This is a genomic window from Lentimicrobium sp. L6, from assembly GCF_013166655.1.
GTDB lineage: Bacteria > Bacteroidota > Bacteroidia > Bacteroidales > UBA12170 > UBA12170.
In genome coordinates, this window is the sequence record NZ_JABKCA010000028.1 from 39,069 (window position 1) to 56,901 (window position 17,833).

At 33.8% G+C, this 17,833-nt stretch carries 16 protein-coding genes; 9 read left to right on the forward strand and 7 right to left on the reverse strand.

The genetic code is table 11. The features are described 5' to 3' along the window. Position 1: 1 nt before the first annotated feature. Positions 2–1,423, forward strand: coding sequence for a monomeric [FeFe] hydrogenase (locus HNS38_RS08730; protein WP_172346315.1), 1,422 nt, complete (start codon positions 2–4; stop codon positions 1,421–1,423). A 3-nt stretch (positions 1,424–1,426) separates the two neighbouring features. Next, positions 1,427–1,681, forward strand: coding sequence for a hypothetical protein (locus tag HNS38_RS08735; RefSeq protein WP_172282530.1), 255 nt, complete (start codon positions 1,427–1,429; stop codon positions 1,679–1,681). 315 nt (positions 1,682–1,996) lie between these two features. Here HNS38_RS08735 and HNS38_RS08740 read toward each other — a convergent pair whose 3' ends face one another. The 7 genes from HNS38_RS08740 to HNS38_RS08770 form a co-directional block, all read right to left on the reverse strand. Beyond that, a complete protein-coding gene (locus HNS38_RS08740; RefSeq protein WP_172282533.1) occupies positions 1,997–2,401 on the reverse strand; it encodes a heme-binding domain-containing protein in 405 nt (134 codons plus the stop codon). 404 nt (positions 2,402–2,805) lie between these two features. Then, positions 2,806–3,711 carry a methyltransferase domain-containing protein gene (locus tag HNS38_RS08745; protein WP_172282535.1) on the reverse strand — a complete coding sequence of 302 codons (906 nt, stop codon included), beginning with the start codon at positions 3,709–3,711 and terminating at the stop codon, positions 2,806–2,808. 14 nt (positions 3,712–3,725) lie between these two features. Beyond that, the gene (gene mnmG, locus HNS38_RS08750) at positions 3,726–5,597 is read right to left on the reverse strand and encodes a tRNA uridine-5-carboxymethylaminomethyl(34) synthesis enzyme MnmG (protein WP_172282537.1); all 1,872 of its coding nucleotides are present in this window, start codon (positions 5,595–5,597) and stop codon (positions 3,726–3,728) included. A 106-nt stretch (positions 5,598–5,703) separates the two neighbouring features. Beyond that, positions 5,704–6,126 (reverse strand): rRNA maturation RNase YbeY, encoded by a 423-nt coding sequence (gene ybeY / locus HNS38_RS08755; RefSeq protein ID WP_216663674.1) that lies wholly within the window; start codon positions 6,124–6,126, stop codon positions 5,704–5,706. Between the two features lie 3 nt (positions 6,127–6,129). Next, the gene (locus tag HNS38_RS08760; RefSeq protein WP_172282539.1) at positions 6,130–6,621 is read right to left on the reverse strand and encodes an ATP-binding protein; all 492 of its coding nucleotides are present in this window, start codon (positions 6,619–6,621) and stop codon (positions 6,130–6,132) included. Then, entirely contained in the window at positions 6,605–9,979 is a 3,375-nt protein-coding gene (locus HNS38_RS08765) for a DUF4175 family protein (protein ID WP_172346316.1), read from the reverse strand. The genes HNS38_RS08760 and HNS38_RS08765 overlap by 17 nt, the downstream gene beginning before the upstream one ends. Before the next feature lie 19 nt (positions 9,980–9,998). Further along, positions 9,999–10,556, reverse strand: coding sequence for a DUF4494 domain-containing protein (locus tag HNS38_RS08770; protein WP_172282544.1), 558 nt, complete (start codon positions 10,554–10,556; stop codon positions 9,999–10,001). 671 nt (positions 10,557–11,227) lie between these two features. On the opposite strand from HNS38_RS08770, the gene nadA reads away from it, so the two are divergent. The 7 genes from nadA to HNS38_RS08805 all read left to right on the forward strand — a co-directional run bounded on the left by nadA (position 11,228) and on the right by HNS38_RS08805 (position 17,740). Then, positions 11,228–12,163, forward strand: coding sequence for a quinolinate synthase NadA (gene nadA / locus HNS38_RS08775; protein ID WP_172282546.1), 936 nt, complete (start codon positions 11,228–11,230; stop codon positions 12,161–12,163). Positions 12,164–12,181: 18 nt separating this feature from the next. After that, positions 12,182–13,627, forward strand: coding sequence for a DUF2079 domain-containing protein (locus tag HNS38_RS08780; protein ID WP_172346317.1), 1,446 nt, complete (start codon positions 12,182–12,184; stop codon positions 13,625–13,627). A 36-nt stretch (positions 13,628–13,663) separates the two neighbouring features. Further along, on the forward strand, positions 13,664–14,395 hold the full coding sequence (locus HNS38_RS08785) for an alpha/beta hydrolase (RefSeq protein ID WP_172282550.1): 732 nt from the start codon (positions 13,664–13,666) through the stop codon (positions 14,393–14,395). Between the two features lie 71 nt (positions 14,396–14,466). Next, positions 14,467–14,700 carry a hypothetical protein gene (locus tag HNS38_RS08790; RefSeq protein ID WP_172282552.1) on the forward strand — a complete coding sequence of 78 codons (234 nt, stop codon included), beginning with the start codon at positions 14,467–14,469 and terminating at the stop codon, positions 14,698–14,700. After that, a complete protein-coding gene (locus HNS38_RS08795; RefSeq protein ID WP_172282554.1) occupies positions 14,685–14,984 on the forward strand; it encodes a type II toxin-antitoxin system RelE/ParE family toxin in 300 nt (99 codons plus the stop codon). The genes HNS38_RS08790 and HNS38_RS08795 overlap by 16 nt, the downstream gene beginning before the upstream one ends. Positions 14,985–15,041: 57 nt before the next feature. Continuing rightward, positions 15,042–15,947, forward strand: a complete 906-nt coding sequence (locus HNS38_RS08800; protein WP_172346318.1) for a sugar phosphate nucleotidyltransferase — start codon at positions 15,042–15,044, stop codon at positions 15,945–15,947. Between the two features lie 716 nt (positions 15,948–16,663). Continuing rightward, positions 16,664–17,740, forward strand: a complete 1,077-nt coding sequence (locus HNS38_RS08805; protein ID WP_172282558.1) for an aminoglycoside phosphotransferase family protein — start codon at positions 16,664–16,666, stop codon at positions 17,738–17,740. Positions 17,741–17,833: the final 93 nt, after the last annotated feature.

Genomic DNA, 17,833 nt, shown 5'->3' on the forward strand with positions numbered 1-17,833 from the left:
TATGATTAAAAACAATGCCATGTTTATTAGAAGGGAGCTTCTCACTCGTCTTTGCAGTCAATTGCAAGATGGAGGTTCTCGAGAACTAATTGACCGAATTCCTCTGGAAATGAAACCCCGGAATAATAGTCATATTCGCTGCTGTGTGCATAAGGATAGAGCAGTTCTAAAATATAAACTCATGGCTTGTTTAGGATTCAGTATTGAGGATGAAACTGATGAACTTACTCCCTTATCGGAATATGTAAAAATAGCGGAGGAAAAACAAGGTATCAGTGATGTGAGGTTGACAGTAGTTGACGAGGCTTGCCTTTCTTGCAGTCCTGGAAATTATGTAGTCACCAATATGTGTCAATCCTGCGATGGCCGCCCTTGCCAAGTCAATTGTCCCAAGGATGCCATTAACTTTTCTTCCGGTAGAGCACAAATTGATACCGATGATTGTGTTAATTGCGGTTTATGTATGAATTACTGTCCATTTCATGCCATTATTTTCACTCCAGTTCCTTGCGAAGCAGTATGCCCTGTTGATGCTATTTCAAAAGACAAGAATGGTATTGCCAATATCAATCATGACTTGTGCGTCTTCTGTGGAAGATGTTTCGAAGCTTGCCCATACGGAGCAGTAATGGAGAAATCACATATTGTAAATATCTATCAAGCCTTAAAATCTGAAGAGGAAATGATAGCTTTAGTAGCTCCTGCTTTATACGGACAGTTTGCCGCCACACCCGAACAAGTTCATGCGGCTATTCTTCAATTGGGTTTCGATAAAGTGGTGGAAGTTGCTGAAGGTGCTGTGATCACTGCACAAAAAGAAGCTCAAGAATTGGAGGAGGAAATTCTTGGAAATCCAGATAAGAAAATGACGACTTCTTGCTGTCCATCCTATCAGGAATTAGTGATAAAACATCTCCCTAAATTGAAAGATAAACTATCTACAACAAAGACACCACTATACTATACTTCGGAGCAGGTTAAGCAAGAAAACAAAGAAGCAAAAATGGTTTTCATCAGTCCTTGTATGGCCAAAAAGCATGAGGTTTTCTCTACTCAAGTAGCTGATTACACCCTAAATTTTGAGGAGCTTGGTTCTATGTTAGCAGCCTCCGAAATAGAAATGCACAACATCAATATAAACCCTAAAAAAGAAAATTTAGAAGCACGAGTATTCTCCTATAGTGGCGGCGTAACAGAAATGGTAAAAAACTATTTAATGTCCGAGAAAAACTTAAATAACACCAAGCTATCTGGATTTTCTAAAGAGAATATTAAGGAATTAAAAGCTCTTGCTTTAGGCAAAGGTGAATATAATTTTTATGAAATCATGGCTTGTGAAAATGGCTGTATAAATGGTTGTAATACCATTGCCAAACCAAGTATGGCCAAGCGTCAGATATTAAAATATTCCACAAATAACTAAACTATGAAAGAGAAAATACATATCAGAATTTGTGTAGGAACTTATTCCTATATCATGGGTGGAGCAGAACTAATGAACCTGAATGAAGAGATTCAAGAGCCATGGCAAGACCGTATAAAAATAGATGCGGCTGTGAGCCTTCCGGGTTGCAATGAAAAGAGCATGACGCCGCCCTTTGTTGAGATAAATGGGGAGCTGATGTGTGATGCTTCGAAGGAGAAGATTTTAAATGAAATTGAGAAGATAATGAACAGTTAAAAGCATGAAGATAGAGGTTAGCTTCTATCTTCCAACTCTTTAAGAAATATTCTATAACAACCGATACTATTAGCCGTAGTATCCCTAATGCAAAAGCCACCCTGGTAAGGTGGCTTTTTTATTTTTCAAATAGATGTTTAAAGGCAACTATTAGTTCATTGAGCCAGTTGAAATAACGACATAAAATGCATTTCTTGAGCTCACTTCAACAAACTCAGTGACCAAAAAAGCAGTACTAGATCCTTCATCTTATAGATCCTTCACACAAGCACAATGTATATTTCCAAGCACAAACAAAGCTTCTAAGCGTATTTTCTATTTTTCCTGATACTTCTTTGCTTCTATACGAAACCAGTCGTTTATAAGTGCTCTTTGATTATCATCTAGGGCTTTTTCAGGATAATGTTCTAAAAACTTTGAGGGTGGCATATCACCATCCATAGTTACCTTGGCTATTTCTTTTAATTTGCCACTGCTTTTAATGGCAGAATAATCACTACCAAAACTATCAAAATTAAGTTTTTTCTTACCTTTTTCATTTTTAGAATCCGTGTGATGGCATCCATAACAAGAATTATCTACAATAGCTTTAACATCGGCAGGCATATTTAATTCTCCTTTAACAGGTACGATACTACCATCTTGTACATTTAGGCATGTAAAATTATAAAACAGAAAGCCAAAAAATACAGCAGTGAGAATAATAGAATACTTTTTCATAAAATTTGTTTTAAGGTTTCCTCAAAAATAAGAAAAATGAATTGATCATTTCAGGTTTAAGAGTTTTTTAACCCAAGAAATAAATATAGTGAGTGAACTTATTGAAGTAGCTAGCTTAACAATTACCGTTTTTTTTATTTTCGCATTATTCAATTCAATTAGCTCAGTTGACTTTTTAGACCAAATAAAAAAATCAAGAATACACAATTCTCTACAAAAAATATAAAAACCAGTTATTTTATGCTAAAAAGCCCTATTGGATATTCTATATTTCAATCACTTACAAACATGTTTTGATTTAAGCGCTTTTCTCGAAAAATCAATATAGTAATACTAGAGAAGCACAAGAAGCAAATAGAGCCTAATTATGAGCGAAAAAGCAAATTTCAGCTGATTATCGACTCCTAAACCACTCTTGGCTTAAGAATATACAATAAACTGGAATGATTGGGAGGATTCTTGCCTGCTTTCAAATTGGAGTAAGCCCCTTTGAAAAAAGCAGAAAATAATCGAAGTGGATTCTTTTTGTATTTTTCAGAGAGGAGGCTCACATAATAAGAATCAAATTTCATAGGATCGATTCGATGCATTTTAAAACCATGGTTATTAAAAAGCAATTCTACGTTTTCTTTTTTGAAATGATAAAGATGACGAGGAACATCTAAACCGGCCCAATACTTTTCATAATGGTGGGCATCCCAAGAATCCAGATTTGGCAAGGCGATAAAAACAGTCCCATTGGCTTTTATTAATCTTTTAAGCTCTTCCATCCTTTTAGAAAGATCGCTCACATGTTCCAAAACATGCCACATGGAAATCACATCGAAAGAATCTGAAGGTAATTCATCCAGTTTTTCTTCTCCAAATACTTTTAAGTCGTAGGTTTTCTTTGCATAATCCGCAGCTTCTTTATCTGGCTCGATGCCTACACAATGCCATCCTCTCTTCTTAAATTCATTGAGAAATTGACCGGTAGCACATCCAATATCCAAAATAGATTCTCCATCTTTTTTGATATTAGAAACCAATTCATATTTCTTACCGAGGGTATAATTCCTCACTTGCTGATATAGAAACCCGAATAATCCTTGATTAGAATTGCTATGAGAAATATATTTGTCGCTCTTATAATAGGGAGCTAAAGCTTGTTTTGTTGGACGTGGATTGGTGAAATGGAAACCACATTTCTTACACATACAAATGCCAAATTCCTCTTGAGTGAGAAAATAATCCTTGGTTTTAAAGGCTTTTTGCAACTTTATTGAACCACATACTGGGCATTTCTTTAAAATCTCTGTTTGATGTTCCACGTGAAACTTGATTTTTATCTTCCTAAATAAACTAATAAAACACTAATATCTGCAGGACTCACACCACTCACTCTACTAGCTTGTCCGATGGAAGCAGGTTGTAATTTCTTTAATTTCTCTCTTGCTTCGAATGACAAAGATAAAAGTTTATCGTAGTCAAAATCCTTGCTCAATGGGATATTTTCAAATTTCTTAAGTTTGTCTGCAATCTCACTTTCCTTTTCAATATAACGCTCATATTTGATTAGAATTTCCACCTCATCTAATATCTCATCATCATAATATTCTATACTATTCAGATAGGTTTCAAGTGAAGTAGAATACTCAATTAAACCTCTTAAATATACTTGAGGACGTGTTAATATTTGAGCAAAACGAGTTTTCTGTTTTAATCCTTGGCTTTTATTAGCTATTAAATACTCGTTCAATTCTTCAGGCAATCCACTTGTTTTGCCTAAATATTTAATAATTTGTTCAACAGTGTCTTTCTTTCTCAGCATTCTCTGGTAACGCTCTTCGGATGCTAAACCTATTTTATATGACTTCTCTGTCAAACGAAAATCAGCATTATCTTGTCTCAAAAGAATTCTGTATTCAGCTCTTGAAGTAAACATGCGATAAGGCTCATCAACTCCTTTTGTTATCAAATCATCTATTAAAACACCAATATAAGCATCACTTCTACCCAGTACAAATTCATCTTTCCCATAGACTTTAAGATGGGCATTAATACCTGCCATCATACCTTGAGCAGCTGCCTCCTCATATCCCGTAGTTCCATTAATCTGACCAGCGAAATATAAACCTTCTATCAGTTTTGTTTCTAAGGTATAATTTAATTGCTCTGGTGGGAAGAAATCGTATTCTATGGCATAACCAGGACGAAATATTTTTGCATTTTCAAAACCTGGTATTTCTCTCAAAGCTTTCAATTGAACATCATCTGGCAAAGAACTTGAAAATCCATTGATATAATATTCTATAGAATTCCAACCTTCTGGCTCCACAAATAATTGATGGGAATCTTTACCACTAAACCTATCTATTTTATCCTCAATACTGGGACAATATCTAGGACCAATTCCTCCAATTCTTCCTGTAAACATAGGAGAAAATTCAAAACCTGTTCTTAAAGTATTATGAACGGAAAGGTTGGTATATGCCAAATAACACGAGCGTTGTTTTTCCAATTTAGGAGTATCCAAATAAGAAAACTTACCTGGGACTTCGTCCCCAGCTTGCTCTTCCAATTTAGAATAATCTATACTTCTACCATCCACTCTAACAGGAGTCCCTGTCTTCATTCTATCAGAGCGAAAACCAAGCTCAACGAGTTGTTCTGTAATTCCGGTACTTCCCTTCTCGCCCATTCTCCCACCATGCAGAACTTTCTCTCCTATAAACATTTTTCCATTGAGAAAAGTTCCATTGGTTAAAACTACAGATTTGGCCCGAATTTCTTGACCCATTTGCGTTTTAACTCCAATGACCTTATTATCTTCAATCATCAATTCATAGACTTTATCTTGCCAAAAATCGAGGTTTTCGGTTTCTTCTAACATCTTTCTCCATTCTTCGGAAAAACGCATTCTATCACTTTGTGCTCTTGGACTCCACATAGCAGGACCTTTACTACGATTCAACATTCTAAATTGAATCATACTTTTATCGGTTACAATACCACTATATCCACCTAAAGCATCAATTTCGCGAACGATTTGACCTTTTGCAACACCTCCCATTGCAGGATTACAACTCATTTGTGCAATCTTATTTAAATCCATTGTGATGAGCAAAGTCTTCGAACCCAAATTTGCAGCAGCAGCTGCAGCCTCAGAACCAGCATGACCAGCACCAACTACAATAAGATCGTATATAGGAAACATCTCGTATTTTTGTTCCACGTGAAACCTGTCTTTTACGTTTATAAAGTTATTTTCTAAATTAAAACTACATTAAGGGAAGCTTTATACTCTCTCTTATGGGATAGATTTATTTTTGCGGCTGCAAAGATAGGTAATAATCTTCTTTTTGGGTCATTAAGATCTTATCGTCAGGATCTTTATCTTTATAACCCAATAAATGGAGTAAACCATGTATTAGAATTCTATCAAACTCCTGGGCAAAAGTCACATTATTCTTCACAGAATTTTCTTTAATTCTATCAATGCTCATATATATTTCACCTATAATCATATTTCCTCTATTATAGTCGAAAGTAATAATATCGGTAAAAGTATCATGATCTAAAAACTCCACATTAATTTTATGCAGGTCTACGTCAGTGAGAAATGTATACGTCAATTTGCCTAATACATAATTTTCTTCCTCAATAGCTTTTAAAAGCCATGAGGAAGTCAATTTATGAATAGGTATATTCTTGTTAGGATATATATTTTGAAAAAATAGAGCCAAGTATTAAGCTTTTACAGATTGATTAGCAGTACTAAAATAGGCCTGTAATGAATTCACCCTTGAAACTGCCAATTCTTTATTGATACTGCTTATCTTAAAGCCTAATTCAACGCTTTTATCCTCTTCGTTATATTCGATTACATCACTTAGACTCTTCATTAAATAAAGCCCATGCCCAATGTCTTCGTAATTCTCTATGCTAATATCAGTAGGATCAGGGTAATTTGTAAAATCGAAACCAGGACCATCATCTTTTACACTAAAGAAAAGTCCTTTATTTTTTGATTCGAATAACACTCGAACCTCAGATTCCTCATTCTCTTTATTCCCATGAATAATACTATTGGTTACAGCTTCGTTTAAAGCCACCAAAATATTAGAATAGTAAGTAGAATTTACATTATAAACATCGGAGATTTGCTCCACAAATTCTTCTAACTTATGCAATTCGGATAAATCGGATTTAATTATTAATTCTTTACTTCTCAACATCATCATCATCAGTATTATCAAACTTATAAAAATATTCGTCCACTTTCTTTTTATAGTATTGGTTAAAGTCCAGCGGAATAGTTTTCATCAAATTTAAATCTTTTTCTTTAATCTCCTTATACTTTAAAAATTCTTTAGGGTTACTTCTTTTAATGTTTTTTCCTTCATCGCTCTTTCGCTCCTGTTCTTTCTCCCTCTGACGTTCAGCTTTTTCCGACTTTAAAAGGCGTGTCATAATATTTTGTTGACGCTTTAAAGTCTCCTGAGAAATCATCTTATTTACCAAATCCTTCTCTGTTTCTTCCATCTCCTTCAATAGCCCATCGAGTCCAGAAGGCTTACCACCCGTCTCTTCCATCATTTGATTTTGGTAATCCTCCATCATTCTACGGATTTTAGCTTGTTCGGCAGCCATGCGAGCAAATTGCTCACTCATACCTTGCCCTTGTCCTTGTTTACCCTTATCTCCTTTTTTACCTGGCTTTTTTCCATCTTTCATTTGCTTTTGCATCTCTTTCATTTGATTATTGAGCTGCTGCTGCATTTGCTTCATACTTTTAGCACTAGGATTACCTGAACCTGGTTTTGGACAACTTTTAGATTTTCCACTAGAATTTCCCTTCATCATGCTATTCATCATCTGCTCCATTTGCTCCATGGCTTCAGATAGCATTAATGCCAGTTGATTGAAGGAAGTCATAATGAATTGTTGATCTTTTAAAGCCTGATCTACTTGATGCGCTTCTAAAAAATCGGTGGTAGATTGTAATCTATAATCTATTTTATTGAATTCTTTGAGGATAAAAGGTTGAACAGCGGGCTGTCTTTTTGCCAATGCAGACAAACTATCTCTTACACCTTGGAGTTTAGATTCCATACCAAATTGTCTTCTAACTAAGCCATTATAACTGGGATCCATATCCTCCATGGCCAAAAGCGTATCCATAATATCTTCTTGGGTAAAACTGAGTTTAATGAGTTGGTCGAGAATCTCTCGAAGGGTTTCCATATCCTCTCCCATTTCTTCCATGGCATTAGCCTCCATCTCCATCTGCATGCCTTCGGCCATTTCTTTCATTTCCTCTGCTGCTTCTTCTTGCTTTTCAGAAGCATCATCCATCTTCTTGTCTTCTAATTGTTCTTGTGCTTCTTGTTGTAAACTGTCAATCTTTGCTTGTTCTTCTTTTTTCATGTCCAAAGAGTTGGGCTCCTCTAGGCTTTTATTCAAACTATCTAATTTCGACAATTCCTTTTTGATATCCTCAAAGGCATTATTTATACTGTCTTGTTTTTGCTGAAGTTTATCCGCATCATCTTTTTTACTGTCTTTGGTTTCTTCAGCTAGTTTCTTTTGTTCTTCGGACAATTTTTTTAGCTCTTCAATACTTTCTTCCATTCGCATCTCGAACTCCAATTGTTTAAACAATTCCAAGTTCCTGTCCAGCTGCTCTTCTAGATCTTCTGAATTTAATTCCATCTGGTCTAGCAACTCCTGACTGTTCTCTTTATTCATCTCCTCCAGCATCTTCCTGAGCTCCTCCATCTTCTTTTTAGTCTCTTCGTCCATCACCTGTTCAAAAAGCTCCTGAAGTTGTTCTTGCTTATCTAAAATCCTCTGGTTTTTCTCCAAATCTTCATTTTGTTCACTAATATCTTTACTCTGCTTCTGGAAATCCTCAATCTTCTTTTGTAGTTCTTCCTGTTCCTTGAGTAGATCTTCCATTTTCTTGCGATCTTCCCAACTCATGAGTTCCTTATCTATTAATTCTTTTTTAAAGTCTTTAATTCTATTCTGAAGGTCTTTCCATTCCTCCAGATTATTGCTCAACTCATTTTTCAGGCTATCAGAGTTTTGATTACGTTTTTCTATCAACTCATCTTGACTATCGAAATGATAAACTTGTTTTTGGGAACGAGCTGATTTTGGTCCATTCCATCTGTCATTATCAGAAACACTAAAATAATAGGTGATATCTAATCCTTTTTCTTGATTGACTTCCTCTAAATCCAAATAAAAGTAGAAACGTTGAGGTTTAGTATTGGCATTGATACTTACATTCTGACGAATTTTTTCTTCTCCTTTTTCTATATAGAGACTCAAGGAAGAAAAACCATAATCGTCATCAATCATTCCATTGAAATAAAGCAATTTAGTATTCAAACTATCTTCAACAGTTTCCACTTGAATACGTGGATATTCATCGGGAAGCATTTGCACCAACCAGGAAAGACTATCGCTTTTATCTAAATATTGATTAGAAGAATAAAGTCTATAATTTTTAGTTTCATCTATTGTATCACTAATAATAAATAGATTATCCTCAACCTGATATTTATGAAATACAGTATTCTGAATAAAGAGAAGGCTATCACTATGAGCTGTTTTAATATGATATTGTAAAACACTTCCAACAGGAACACGCAAATCATTAATATTTTTCTCCACTCTATTTGGTAATTGAGTATAAGCTGGTGGAAAAATTTTTATCTCTAAATGATTAAAAACGGCTTTTGGAAAAACTTCTAATTGATAATTCTTGGTTTGAAACTCATAGGCATCGGAAATATAAAAATCAATGGAATTCCTCAAATTCTTAAAAGTGTACACAAATACATTTCCACTTTTTTTAGTGAATAGATATCTACTATTCTGATAATTGATAAAAAGGCGATCGGGCCATTCTTCTCCTATTATTTGAACTTTGAGTTCGAAATCTTCCTTTTGAAAAGCACTTAATTCCTCATTAACAATCTCAATTTTAAAAGGCCATTGTCTTTCAAATTCTTGTTCATACTGCACCAAGCGTTTTGTGGGTTCCTCCACATATTTTGGTTGAATAAGCCAAGTGAATAAAATGATAGTTAAAGGAATAAGTAGATATTTCCCATATTTTAAATTACTACGAAAATCAACAGCTTTAAGTAATGGAAAAGGTTTAATTTTTTCCGCTTTCTGAGAAATACCAGCTTCTATTAATAGTCTTTGATTTTTATCGATATTCCCCAATTCTTGTAATTGAAGAACATTACTAAGCTTATCTCTAATTTCAGGGAAATGCTTTCCAATAATTTTAGAAGCATCCTGATAATTAATATGACGATAAATTCTGAGGAGGGCTAATGCCGGAAGCAAGACAAAATAGACAAAAACACCAATAAATATCAGTAAATAAGAGTATACCAATATGGTACGAGTTTGCACCGAGAAATGCAAAAAATACTCACTAACAGCTAGGATAATGAAGATACTCAATGAAATCAGAAACAAATACAAAAAGCCTTTAATAATAAGATTCTTATAATACTTATTTATAAAGGCATCCAGTTTCTTTATGATAATTTCATAATTATTGATGCTCAATTTTCAGGAATTTGTAAAATTATTCAGCCGGTTCTTCCGAAGCTTCTTCATCAGTATCTGTTGATTCTTCTTTTATATTTGTTTTTGGAGCTTCTCCTTCAAAATCACTTAATGGTTTCAAATTATCTGGAATCACTTGTTCCTCTTCTTCACCAAATAATGGGAATACATCTAAAATAGAACTTAAAGCTATACTAGGAATCTCAAACGGAACCATCATAGACTCCAAATTCTCCTCTACACGATCAAAAGTTTGTTTTACACTATTAGCAGCTACCAAAAAGTGATTCGTTACTTTACTAACTTTAGCAGATTTTTCATCAAAATCTTCCCAAGTTACTTTAGCTTTATACCAATATTGACCATCCTCATAGTTTACAATTTCAGAGAAATTGGTCTTAGATATTCCTGCTACTACGATATCACCACTACCATACTGCTCCATAATCTCGTAAATACGAGTTTCTGCTTCAGTAAAATTAATGGCTTCTACTAAATATGTTTCACTGGCACGTACTTGTTTTCCGTGCTCATCAATTTTCTGGTACTTTACCTTACAACTAAACCAAGTTTGCATAATCTTTCTTTATATAAGATGCAAAAATAACAAAACCAATCATGTTCGATACCACCAAATGCCCTTTTTATGCATAAACATCAATATTTAGGAATTTTTGGGATTTATAGTGTAAAATGAGTAATAATATATGCTTTTTCAACATGTTAATCTATTACAAACTACCATTTTGAATAGCTTATCAACACTTGTTAATAAAGGATTATAGGGCTATTAACAATTATTGTTGAAATCATGTTGATGACTTGTTCATTAAATATGATAAGATGGAGCTTATGAACAAGAAAGCTAGGGTTACGTTAAAATGCGAAAAGTTTTCAGAAGTTTTCATAGCTTCTTAACTTGAAATTAACATCAGATTTCCTGTTTTCACCAAAATAAATGTACACATTTGTTTTTTCAACAGGATGTTAATAAGACCTTCAAAAATCTGATATTTAAGTCTATTCTATTGTTCAAAAAAGGTGAAAAATGGCATCATTCGGAAAAATCTAATTTTTTGACAGAAAGTTATAACGATATTAACAGCCTCCTATATTATTATTAAATAACTTAAAATTTAAAATAAGATAATATATAAATATTGATGATGTTTAAAACTGATAATTTTTTTGAGGAAGATTGAAAGCTTTATCTAAATTTGCATTGCAACAAAACAAAAGATTTGAACGATGGATTATATCAGCGAAATAGCGAAACTCAAAAAGGAAAAAAACGCAATCATCCTGGCTCACTATTATCAAATTCCTGAAATTCAGGATATTGCCGATTATATCGGTGATAGTTTGGGATTGGCTCAAAAAGCTGCAAGCACTGATGCTGAGCTTATTGTATTTGCTGGAGTTCACTTTATGGCTGAAACTGCCAAAATTTTGAATCCAAATAAAATGGTTTTGTTGCCAGATTTGGAAGCCGGATGTTCATTGGCGGATAGTTGCCCTCCAGTGGATTTTAAAAAATTTAGAGATCAATATCCTGATCATATCGTACTTTCTTACATCAATTGTAGTTCAGGAATCAAGGAACTTTCCGATGTGATAGTCACCAGTGGCAACGCTGTTCAAATCGTAGAATCATTCCCCAAAGATCAGAAAATCATATTTGCTCCCGACAAAAATTTGGGAGGATATATTAACAACAAAACGGGTCGTGAAATGGTATTATGGGATGGAACTTGCGAAGTGCATGATATTCTAAGCACTGAGGCCATTATCAAATTAAAGATGGAACATCCAGATGCTGAATTGGTGGCTCATCCTGAATGTGATGGACCAGTATTGGCATTAGCCGATATGATAGGATCTACTACAGCTATGTTGAAATATACCAAAAAATCGAATGCTAAGAAGTTTATTGTAGCTAGTGAAACTGGTATTTTACATCAGATGCAAAAAGATGCTCCAGAAAAAGAATTTATGGTGGTTCCTAAGGATGAGACTTGTAACTGTAACGACTGTCCTTATATGAAATTGAATACTTTAGAGAAATTATACCTCTGTCTTAAAAATGAGACTCCTCAAATTGAACTTCCTGAAGATGTGATGAAAAGAGCTGAAAAACCTATTAATAAGATGTTGGATATAAGTCGTGAGATGGGATTGATTTAATGAGATAATTCGGCAAGAATGTTAAAATGTAAACATAGAAATTTTGTTATTGTTCTGCTCTTTTTTGCTTTTATCTATAGCATATTATCCCTAGTCAATCATTATCATTTCAGAACTTTTGCGCTCGATTTAGGAGCTTATACAAACGCTCTTTATGATTATATGCATTTTCAATTTAACGACAGTAGAGTTTTTAAACCTATTTCAGAGAACCTATTGGCTGATCATTTCGATATTTATTTGATTCTCTTTGCTCCTTTTTCTCTCCTTTTTGGGACCTATACTCTACTTATTATTCAAATACTTTCTATTCTTTTTGGAGGATGGGGCATATATAAATATTTCTCCGATGAGGAATATAAACCCTCCATTGCCATTTCAGCATTGATTTGGTATTTTAGTTTTTTTGGAGTTTTTACTGCTTTAGCTTTCGACTATCATTCTAATGTGGTGGCGGCAACTATAGTTCCTTGGTTTTTTTATGCCATTAAAAAGAGAAAAATAGGATGGAGCTTTATGCTCATGATTTTCATTTTAATCAGTAAAGAAAATATTCCGCTTTGGATGGCTTTTATCTGTTTAGGATTGGTAATTGAATATTGGAAAGATTTTAAAATGAGAAATAGGCTACTGGGATTTTTCCTGTTTAGTGCTTTTTATTTTGTTTTAGTGACTGGCTTCATTATGCCCGCCTTTGCTAATAATAACTCTTATCCACATTTTCATTATTCCTTTTTAGGCACAAATTCCAAAGAAGCCCTAGTCTTCTTGTTGAGCCATCCTCTAGAGAGTATTCAAACCTTATTTGTGAATCATATTGGAGACCCTGATGCCGATTTCATTAAACTTGAATTCCATATTTATTTATTTATTTCTGGATTTTTTCTGCTCTTTAAAAAGCCTCAATATATTTTAATGTTGATTCCTATTTTCTTTCAGAAAATGTTTCACGATAAATATATCATCTGGAGCACCAATGGACAATATAGTATTGAATTTGCAGTGATTATGGTCATTGGAATTTTTATGATTATCAATGAAATCAAGAGTGATAAATGGAGAAAAGTATTACTTTATTCCTTAGTGATTGCCAATTTAGGTATTACTTTTAGAGTGATGGATAATCCCATTGTTCATTTAGGAAGAGCACAAATAAGAATCTATAAAGCGGATCATTATTCCAGAGATTTTAATGTAAAAGTTTTGCACGAACAGTTGAATTATATTCCTGAAAATGCTGTAGTTTCAGCTCAATCACCTTTTTTACCCCATTTGGCTTTAAGAGATTATATTTATCAATTTCCGATGATAGCGGATGCTGAGTATGTAATTTTTTCCTATGAAGAAGACCCCTATCCTCTAGATAAAGATGCTTTTAAAAGGAAAACAGAGGAGCTTTTAAAAGCACAAGTTTGGAGCGTGCAATATGAACAAGGACCTATTCGAATATTGAAAAGAAAGTAGTTCGATTAATATTTACCTTTGAAAGAAAATATCAAGATGAAAAATATACTAATTATTGTTTTTAGTGTTTTTGTAATGAGCACATTTGCTCAAACAGAAACCATTAAATTTCCATCGGAGGATGGTATTGAAATTACAGCTGATCTTTATAAAATAGACGATGCTGCACCTTGGATTATTCTTCATCATCAGGCAGGATTTAGTAGGGGAGAGTATAGAAGTATTGCACCTAAGCTCAATGCATTAGGTTTTAATTGTATAGCTACCGATCAACGTTCTGGTAAAGAAGTAAATGGAGTGATTAATCAAACGCATTTAGCAGCCGAAAAACAAGGCAAAGAAACCAAATACGTAAATGCTATTCCCGATTTAAAAGCCACACTTGAGTATGTAAAATCAGAATTGAAAGCTCAAGACATCATCATTTGGGGTTCTTCCTATTCTTCTGCTTTAACTTTTTATATGGCCAGCCAATATCCTGAAGATATCAAAGCAGTTTTGGCATTTTCTCCTGGAGAATATTTTGAGATTAGTGGTGAAACGATTAGTTCTTTTGCAGCTCAAGTGAAATGCCCAGTGTTTATCACTTCTGCGAAAAATGAAGAGGAGTATTGGCGAGTTATTTACAATGCTGTTCCAGGCGAAAAGTATTTCTATTTACCTCAGGAAGAAGGATTTCATGGGTCTAGAGCTTTATGGTCAGAGAAAGTTGGACATGAATTGGTTTGGAAGGAAGTGGAAGAGTTTTTGAAAAATTGTAAAAAATAATTTAAAACTTTGCTTTTATTGAAAATTGATTTTAGCTATAAAAATACTTACTTTTGTATAAATATTAGAAAATGAATACTATAGATCTAAAAAATATTTTGATACATCAAATTGCTGGTATAGATGATAAATCATTCTTAGCAGCAATAAAAAATATTATTGATTTAAAAACAGATTCAACACTCTATCTTACTAATGTAGAACAGGAATATAAAATTGAACAAGGATTGAAAGAATTGAACATTGGTAATTACATTACTAATGAACAGCTTGAAAAAGATGTTGATCAATGGTTAGAAGAATAATTTGGTCAGCAAGTTCAAAGATTGATTTATTCGAAATTCTGAACTATTATTTTGAAAGAAATGGTAATAAAACCTACAGTAAAAAATTAAATTCTGATATTCGCTCTTCTGTTAAATTATTAAGCTCTTACCCAAAACTTGGAATACAAACCAAAACATCTAATGTAAGAGTTTTAATTGAAGGAAGGTTTGGTATTTTCTATAGGCTTAAAAATCATTCTATTGAGATTATATCTTTGTGGGATTTCCACCAAAATCCTGATAATGTGAAACATAAAAAATAGCTTTCACATATTCCCTTTTTCCCTACTTTTGCCCTTTTAATTTGAAAAACAAAACAAATGAATAAACCTACCCTATTAATTCTCGCAGCAGGAATTGGAAGCCGTTATGGCGGATTAAAACAATTAGATAAAGTTGGCCCTGGTGGCGAAGCCATTATCGATTATAGTATCTACGATGCCATTCAAGCTGGTTTTGGAAAAGTAGTTTTTGTGATACGAAAAAGCATAGAAACCGATTTCCGTGAGTTTATTGGAAATAAATTGGATGGAAAAATAGAAGTAGCATATGTTTTTCAAGAGTTGGATAAACTTCCTGAAGGAATAACACCAAATCCAGATCGTCAGAAACCTTATGGTACCGGACACGCCGTTTTAATGGCTGCTGATGTGATTAAAGAAAATTTTGCAGTAATTAATGCCGATGATTTCTATGGACGTGAAGCCTATGAAACCATTGCTAAATATTTTGGTGAATTAGACCCCAATGCCAATGACAATTGTATGGTGGGTTATAATTTAAAGAATACCTTATCGGATAATGGATATGTGAGTCGTGGACAGTGCAGTAGCGATGAAAATGCTTATTTAATTGATGTGGTGGAAAGAACTCATATTGAAAAGAAAGCCGATGGTATCTTTTTTAAAAATGAGGAAAAAGAGCAAATTAAACTAGATGAAAATACTTTAGTTTCCATGAACTTTTGGGGTTTTACTCCTCAGTTTTTTGGTCAGTTAAATACTCGTTTCACCAAGTTTATACAAAAAAATAAAGACCAGCTCAAAGCAGAATTTTATATCCCTACTGCAGTAAATGAGATGATAGAGGAGGGCATAGCCAAAACTAAAGTCTTAGAATCGGATGCAGCTTGGTTTGGTGTGACTTATCAAGAAGACAGACCAGTGGTGGTGGAGAGTATTCGGGATTTGATAAAAGCAGGAAAATATCCTGAGAGATTGTTTTAAAGTTTGTCACAAAAAATCAATTTTTTCGTTACGCTTGAGCTGATAACAAACATTTACGAAAAGTAAACTTATTGTTTTCAAAGTTACTCACAGTTAAATATTTTACTGTGTTCGTGAGCTCCCTTTGGTCGGTTCACAAGCCTCAAAATGACCTTTTCTGAAAAGCTTAGGCATTTTTTTTAGAATACGTAACACAGCTCTCCTGAGCTGTGCCTTATATTTTGATTATGAATATGTTAAACCCCAGTTCTCCTGAACTGTGTAATTTAGTAGTATTAAAAGGCTTGTAAAAACGGCAGCTCAGGAGAGCCGCGTTAATTCTAGTTATCAGCAAACAGTTTTTGATTAAGGGTAACACAGTTCTCCTGAACTGTGCAATAGATGATGTTATTAGTCTTGTAAAAACGGCAGCTCAGGAGAGCCGCGTTACTTCTAGTTATCAGCAAAAAGTTTTTGATTAGCAGTAACACATTTCTCCCGAACTGTAGAATAGATGGTTTTAATTGGTTTGGAAAAATCGCAGCTCAGGAGAGCCGCGTTACTTCTACTTATCAGCAAACAGTTTTTGATTACTAGTAACACAGTTCTCCTGAACTGTGGAATTAATAGTGTTAGTAGGTATGATAAAACTGTAAATCGTAGAGCTATATTCTTCCTCCCCATTAATAATATTCCATGATTCACATTTAATTATCCATAAATAATTAGATTTGCTCATGGAAAAACAAAAGCTGAAAAACATATATCAAAACTTCACTGCTGATGGTGAGTTCAAAGATTATCAAACTCTGGTTTCAGGACATATTAATGATACTTATCTCATAGAAACAGATTTGAAATCTTATGTACTCCAAAAACTCAATCATCTCGTTTTTCCTAATATTCCAGAGCTGATGAATAATAAAGTGAATGTATCACAACATTTAGCACACAAATGTGATTTTCACCAAAGCCTCCTCCATTTTTATCCTACTTTAAAAAACCAATACTATTATCAAGACGAGGAAGGATTTTACTGGAATATGATGAATTTTATTCCTGATTCTAAGGTCCTTGAAAAAACAGAAAATAAAGAACAGGCTGCTGAAGCGGGATATGCATTTGCAGCATTTATCCGCGCATTAGATGATTTTGATGCCGCTGATCTTTATGAAATCATTCCCGATTTCCATAAAATGTCGTTTAGGTATCAGCAGTTTGACGAAGCTTTGGATGGAGCAGGAGAGGATCGGTACGATGCTGTACCGATGCGTCAGCATAGAATTAAAATAGCTGCAGAGTGGATTCAACAAGTTCTGACTAGTAGAGAAGAAATGCAAAAGCTGCAAAGGCTGCATGAGCAAGGTGAGATTCCATTACGCGTTACTCATAACGATACCAAGCTCAGTAATATACTATTCGATAATAATGATAAAGCTTTAGCAGTGATAGATTGGGATACTTTAATGCCGGGCATCATACACTATGATTTTGGAGATTCGGTTCGTACCATATGTAGTAATAGTACTGAGGATGAAACGGATTTGGATAAAGTGACTTTTAATTTGGAGTATTATAAATCTTACAAAGGGGCTTTTATAAATGAATTAGATGGAATTTTAAGTGAGAAAGAGAAGGACTTGCTAGATCTGGCTCCACCGACCATCACTTTTATTATGGGTTTGAGGTTTCTTACCGATTATTTAAATGGTGATCAATACTATAAGATTAAATATGCCAATCATAATTTAGATAGAGCTGCTAATCAGTTTACTCTGGTGAATAGGATAAAAAAAAGCCTTGCATATGATTGAAAGATTCATAAAAAATGAATTGAGGTGCTCAATTGTTTACTTATCCTATCAGTTTGATAACCTATTAGTTAATCAGCGATATATTAAAATTGT

Coding starts and splice junctions, on each gene's coding strand:
- HNS38_RS08730 (WP_172346315.1), top strand. CDS start 2: ATGATTAAAAACAATGCCATGTTTATTAGAAGGGAGCTTCTCACTCGT.
- HNS38_RS08735 (WP_172282530.1), top strand. CDS start 1,427: ATGAAAGAGAAAATACATATCAGAATTTGTGTAGGAACTTATTCCTAT.
- HNS38_RS08740 (WP_172282533.1), bottom strand. CDS start 2,401: ATGAAAAAGTATTCTATTATTCTCACTGCTGTATTTTTTGGCTTTCTG.
- mnmG (WP_172282537.1), bottom strand. CDS start 5,597: ATGTTTCCTATATACGATCTTATTGTAGTTGGTGCTGGTCATGCTGGT.
- HNS38_RS08760 (WP_172282539.1), bottom strand. CDS start 6,621: ATGATGTTGAGAAGTAAAGAATTAATAATTAAATCCGATTTATCCGAA.
- HNS38_RS08770 (WP_172282544.1), bottom strand. CDS start 10,556: ATGCAAACTTGGTTTAGTTGTAAGGTAAAGTACCAGAAAATTGATGAG.
- nadA (WP_172282546.1), top strand. CDS start 11,228: ATGGATTATATCAGCGAAATAGCGAAACTCAAAAAGGAAAAAAACGCA.
- HNS38_RS08780 (WP_172346317.1), top strand. CDS start 12,182: ATGTTAAAATGTAAACATAGAAATTTTGTTATTGTTCTGCTCTTTTTT.
- HNS38_RS08785 (WP_172282550.1), top strand. CDS start 13,664: ATGAAAAATATACTAATTATTGTTTTTAGTGTTTTTGTAATGAGCACA.
- HNS38_RS08790 (WP_172282552.1), top strand. CDS start 14,467: ATGAATACTATAGATCTAAAAAATATTTTGATACATCAAATTGCTGGT.
- HNS38_RS08795 (WP_172282554.1), top strand. CDS start 14,685: ATGGTTAGAAGAATAATTTGGTCAGCAAGTTCAAAGATTGATTTATTC.
- HNS38_RS08800 (WP_172346318.1), top strand. CDS start 15,042: ATGAATAAACCTACCCTATTAATTCTCGCAGCAGGAATTGGAAGCCGT.
- HNS38_RS08805 (WP_172282558.1), top strand. CDS start 16,664: ATGGAAAAACAAAAGCTGAAAAACATATATCAAAACTTCACTGCTGAT.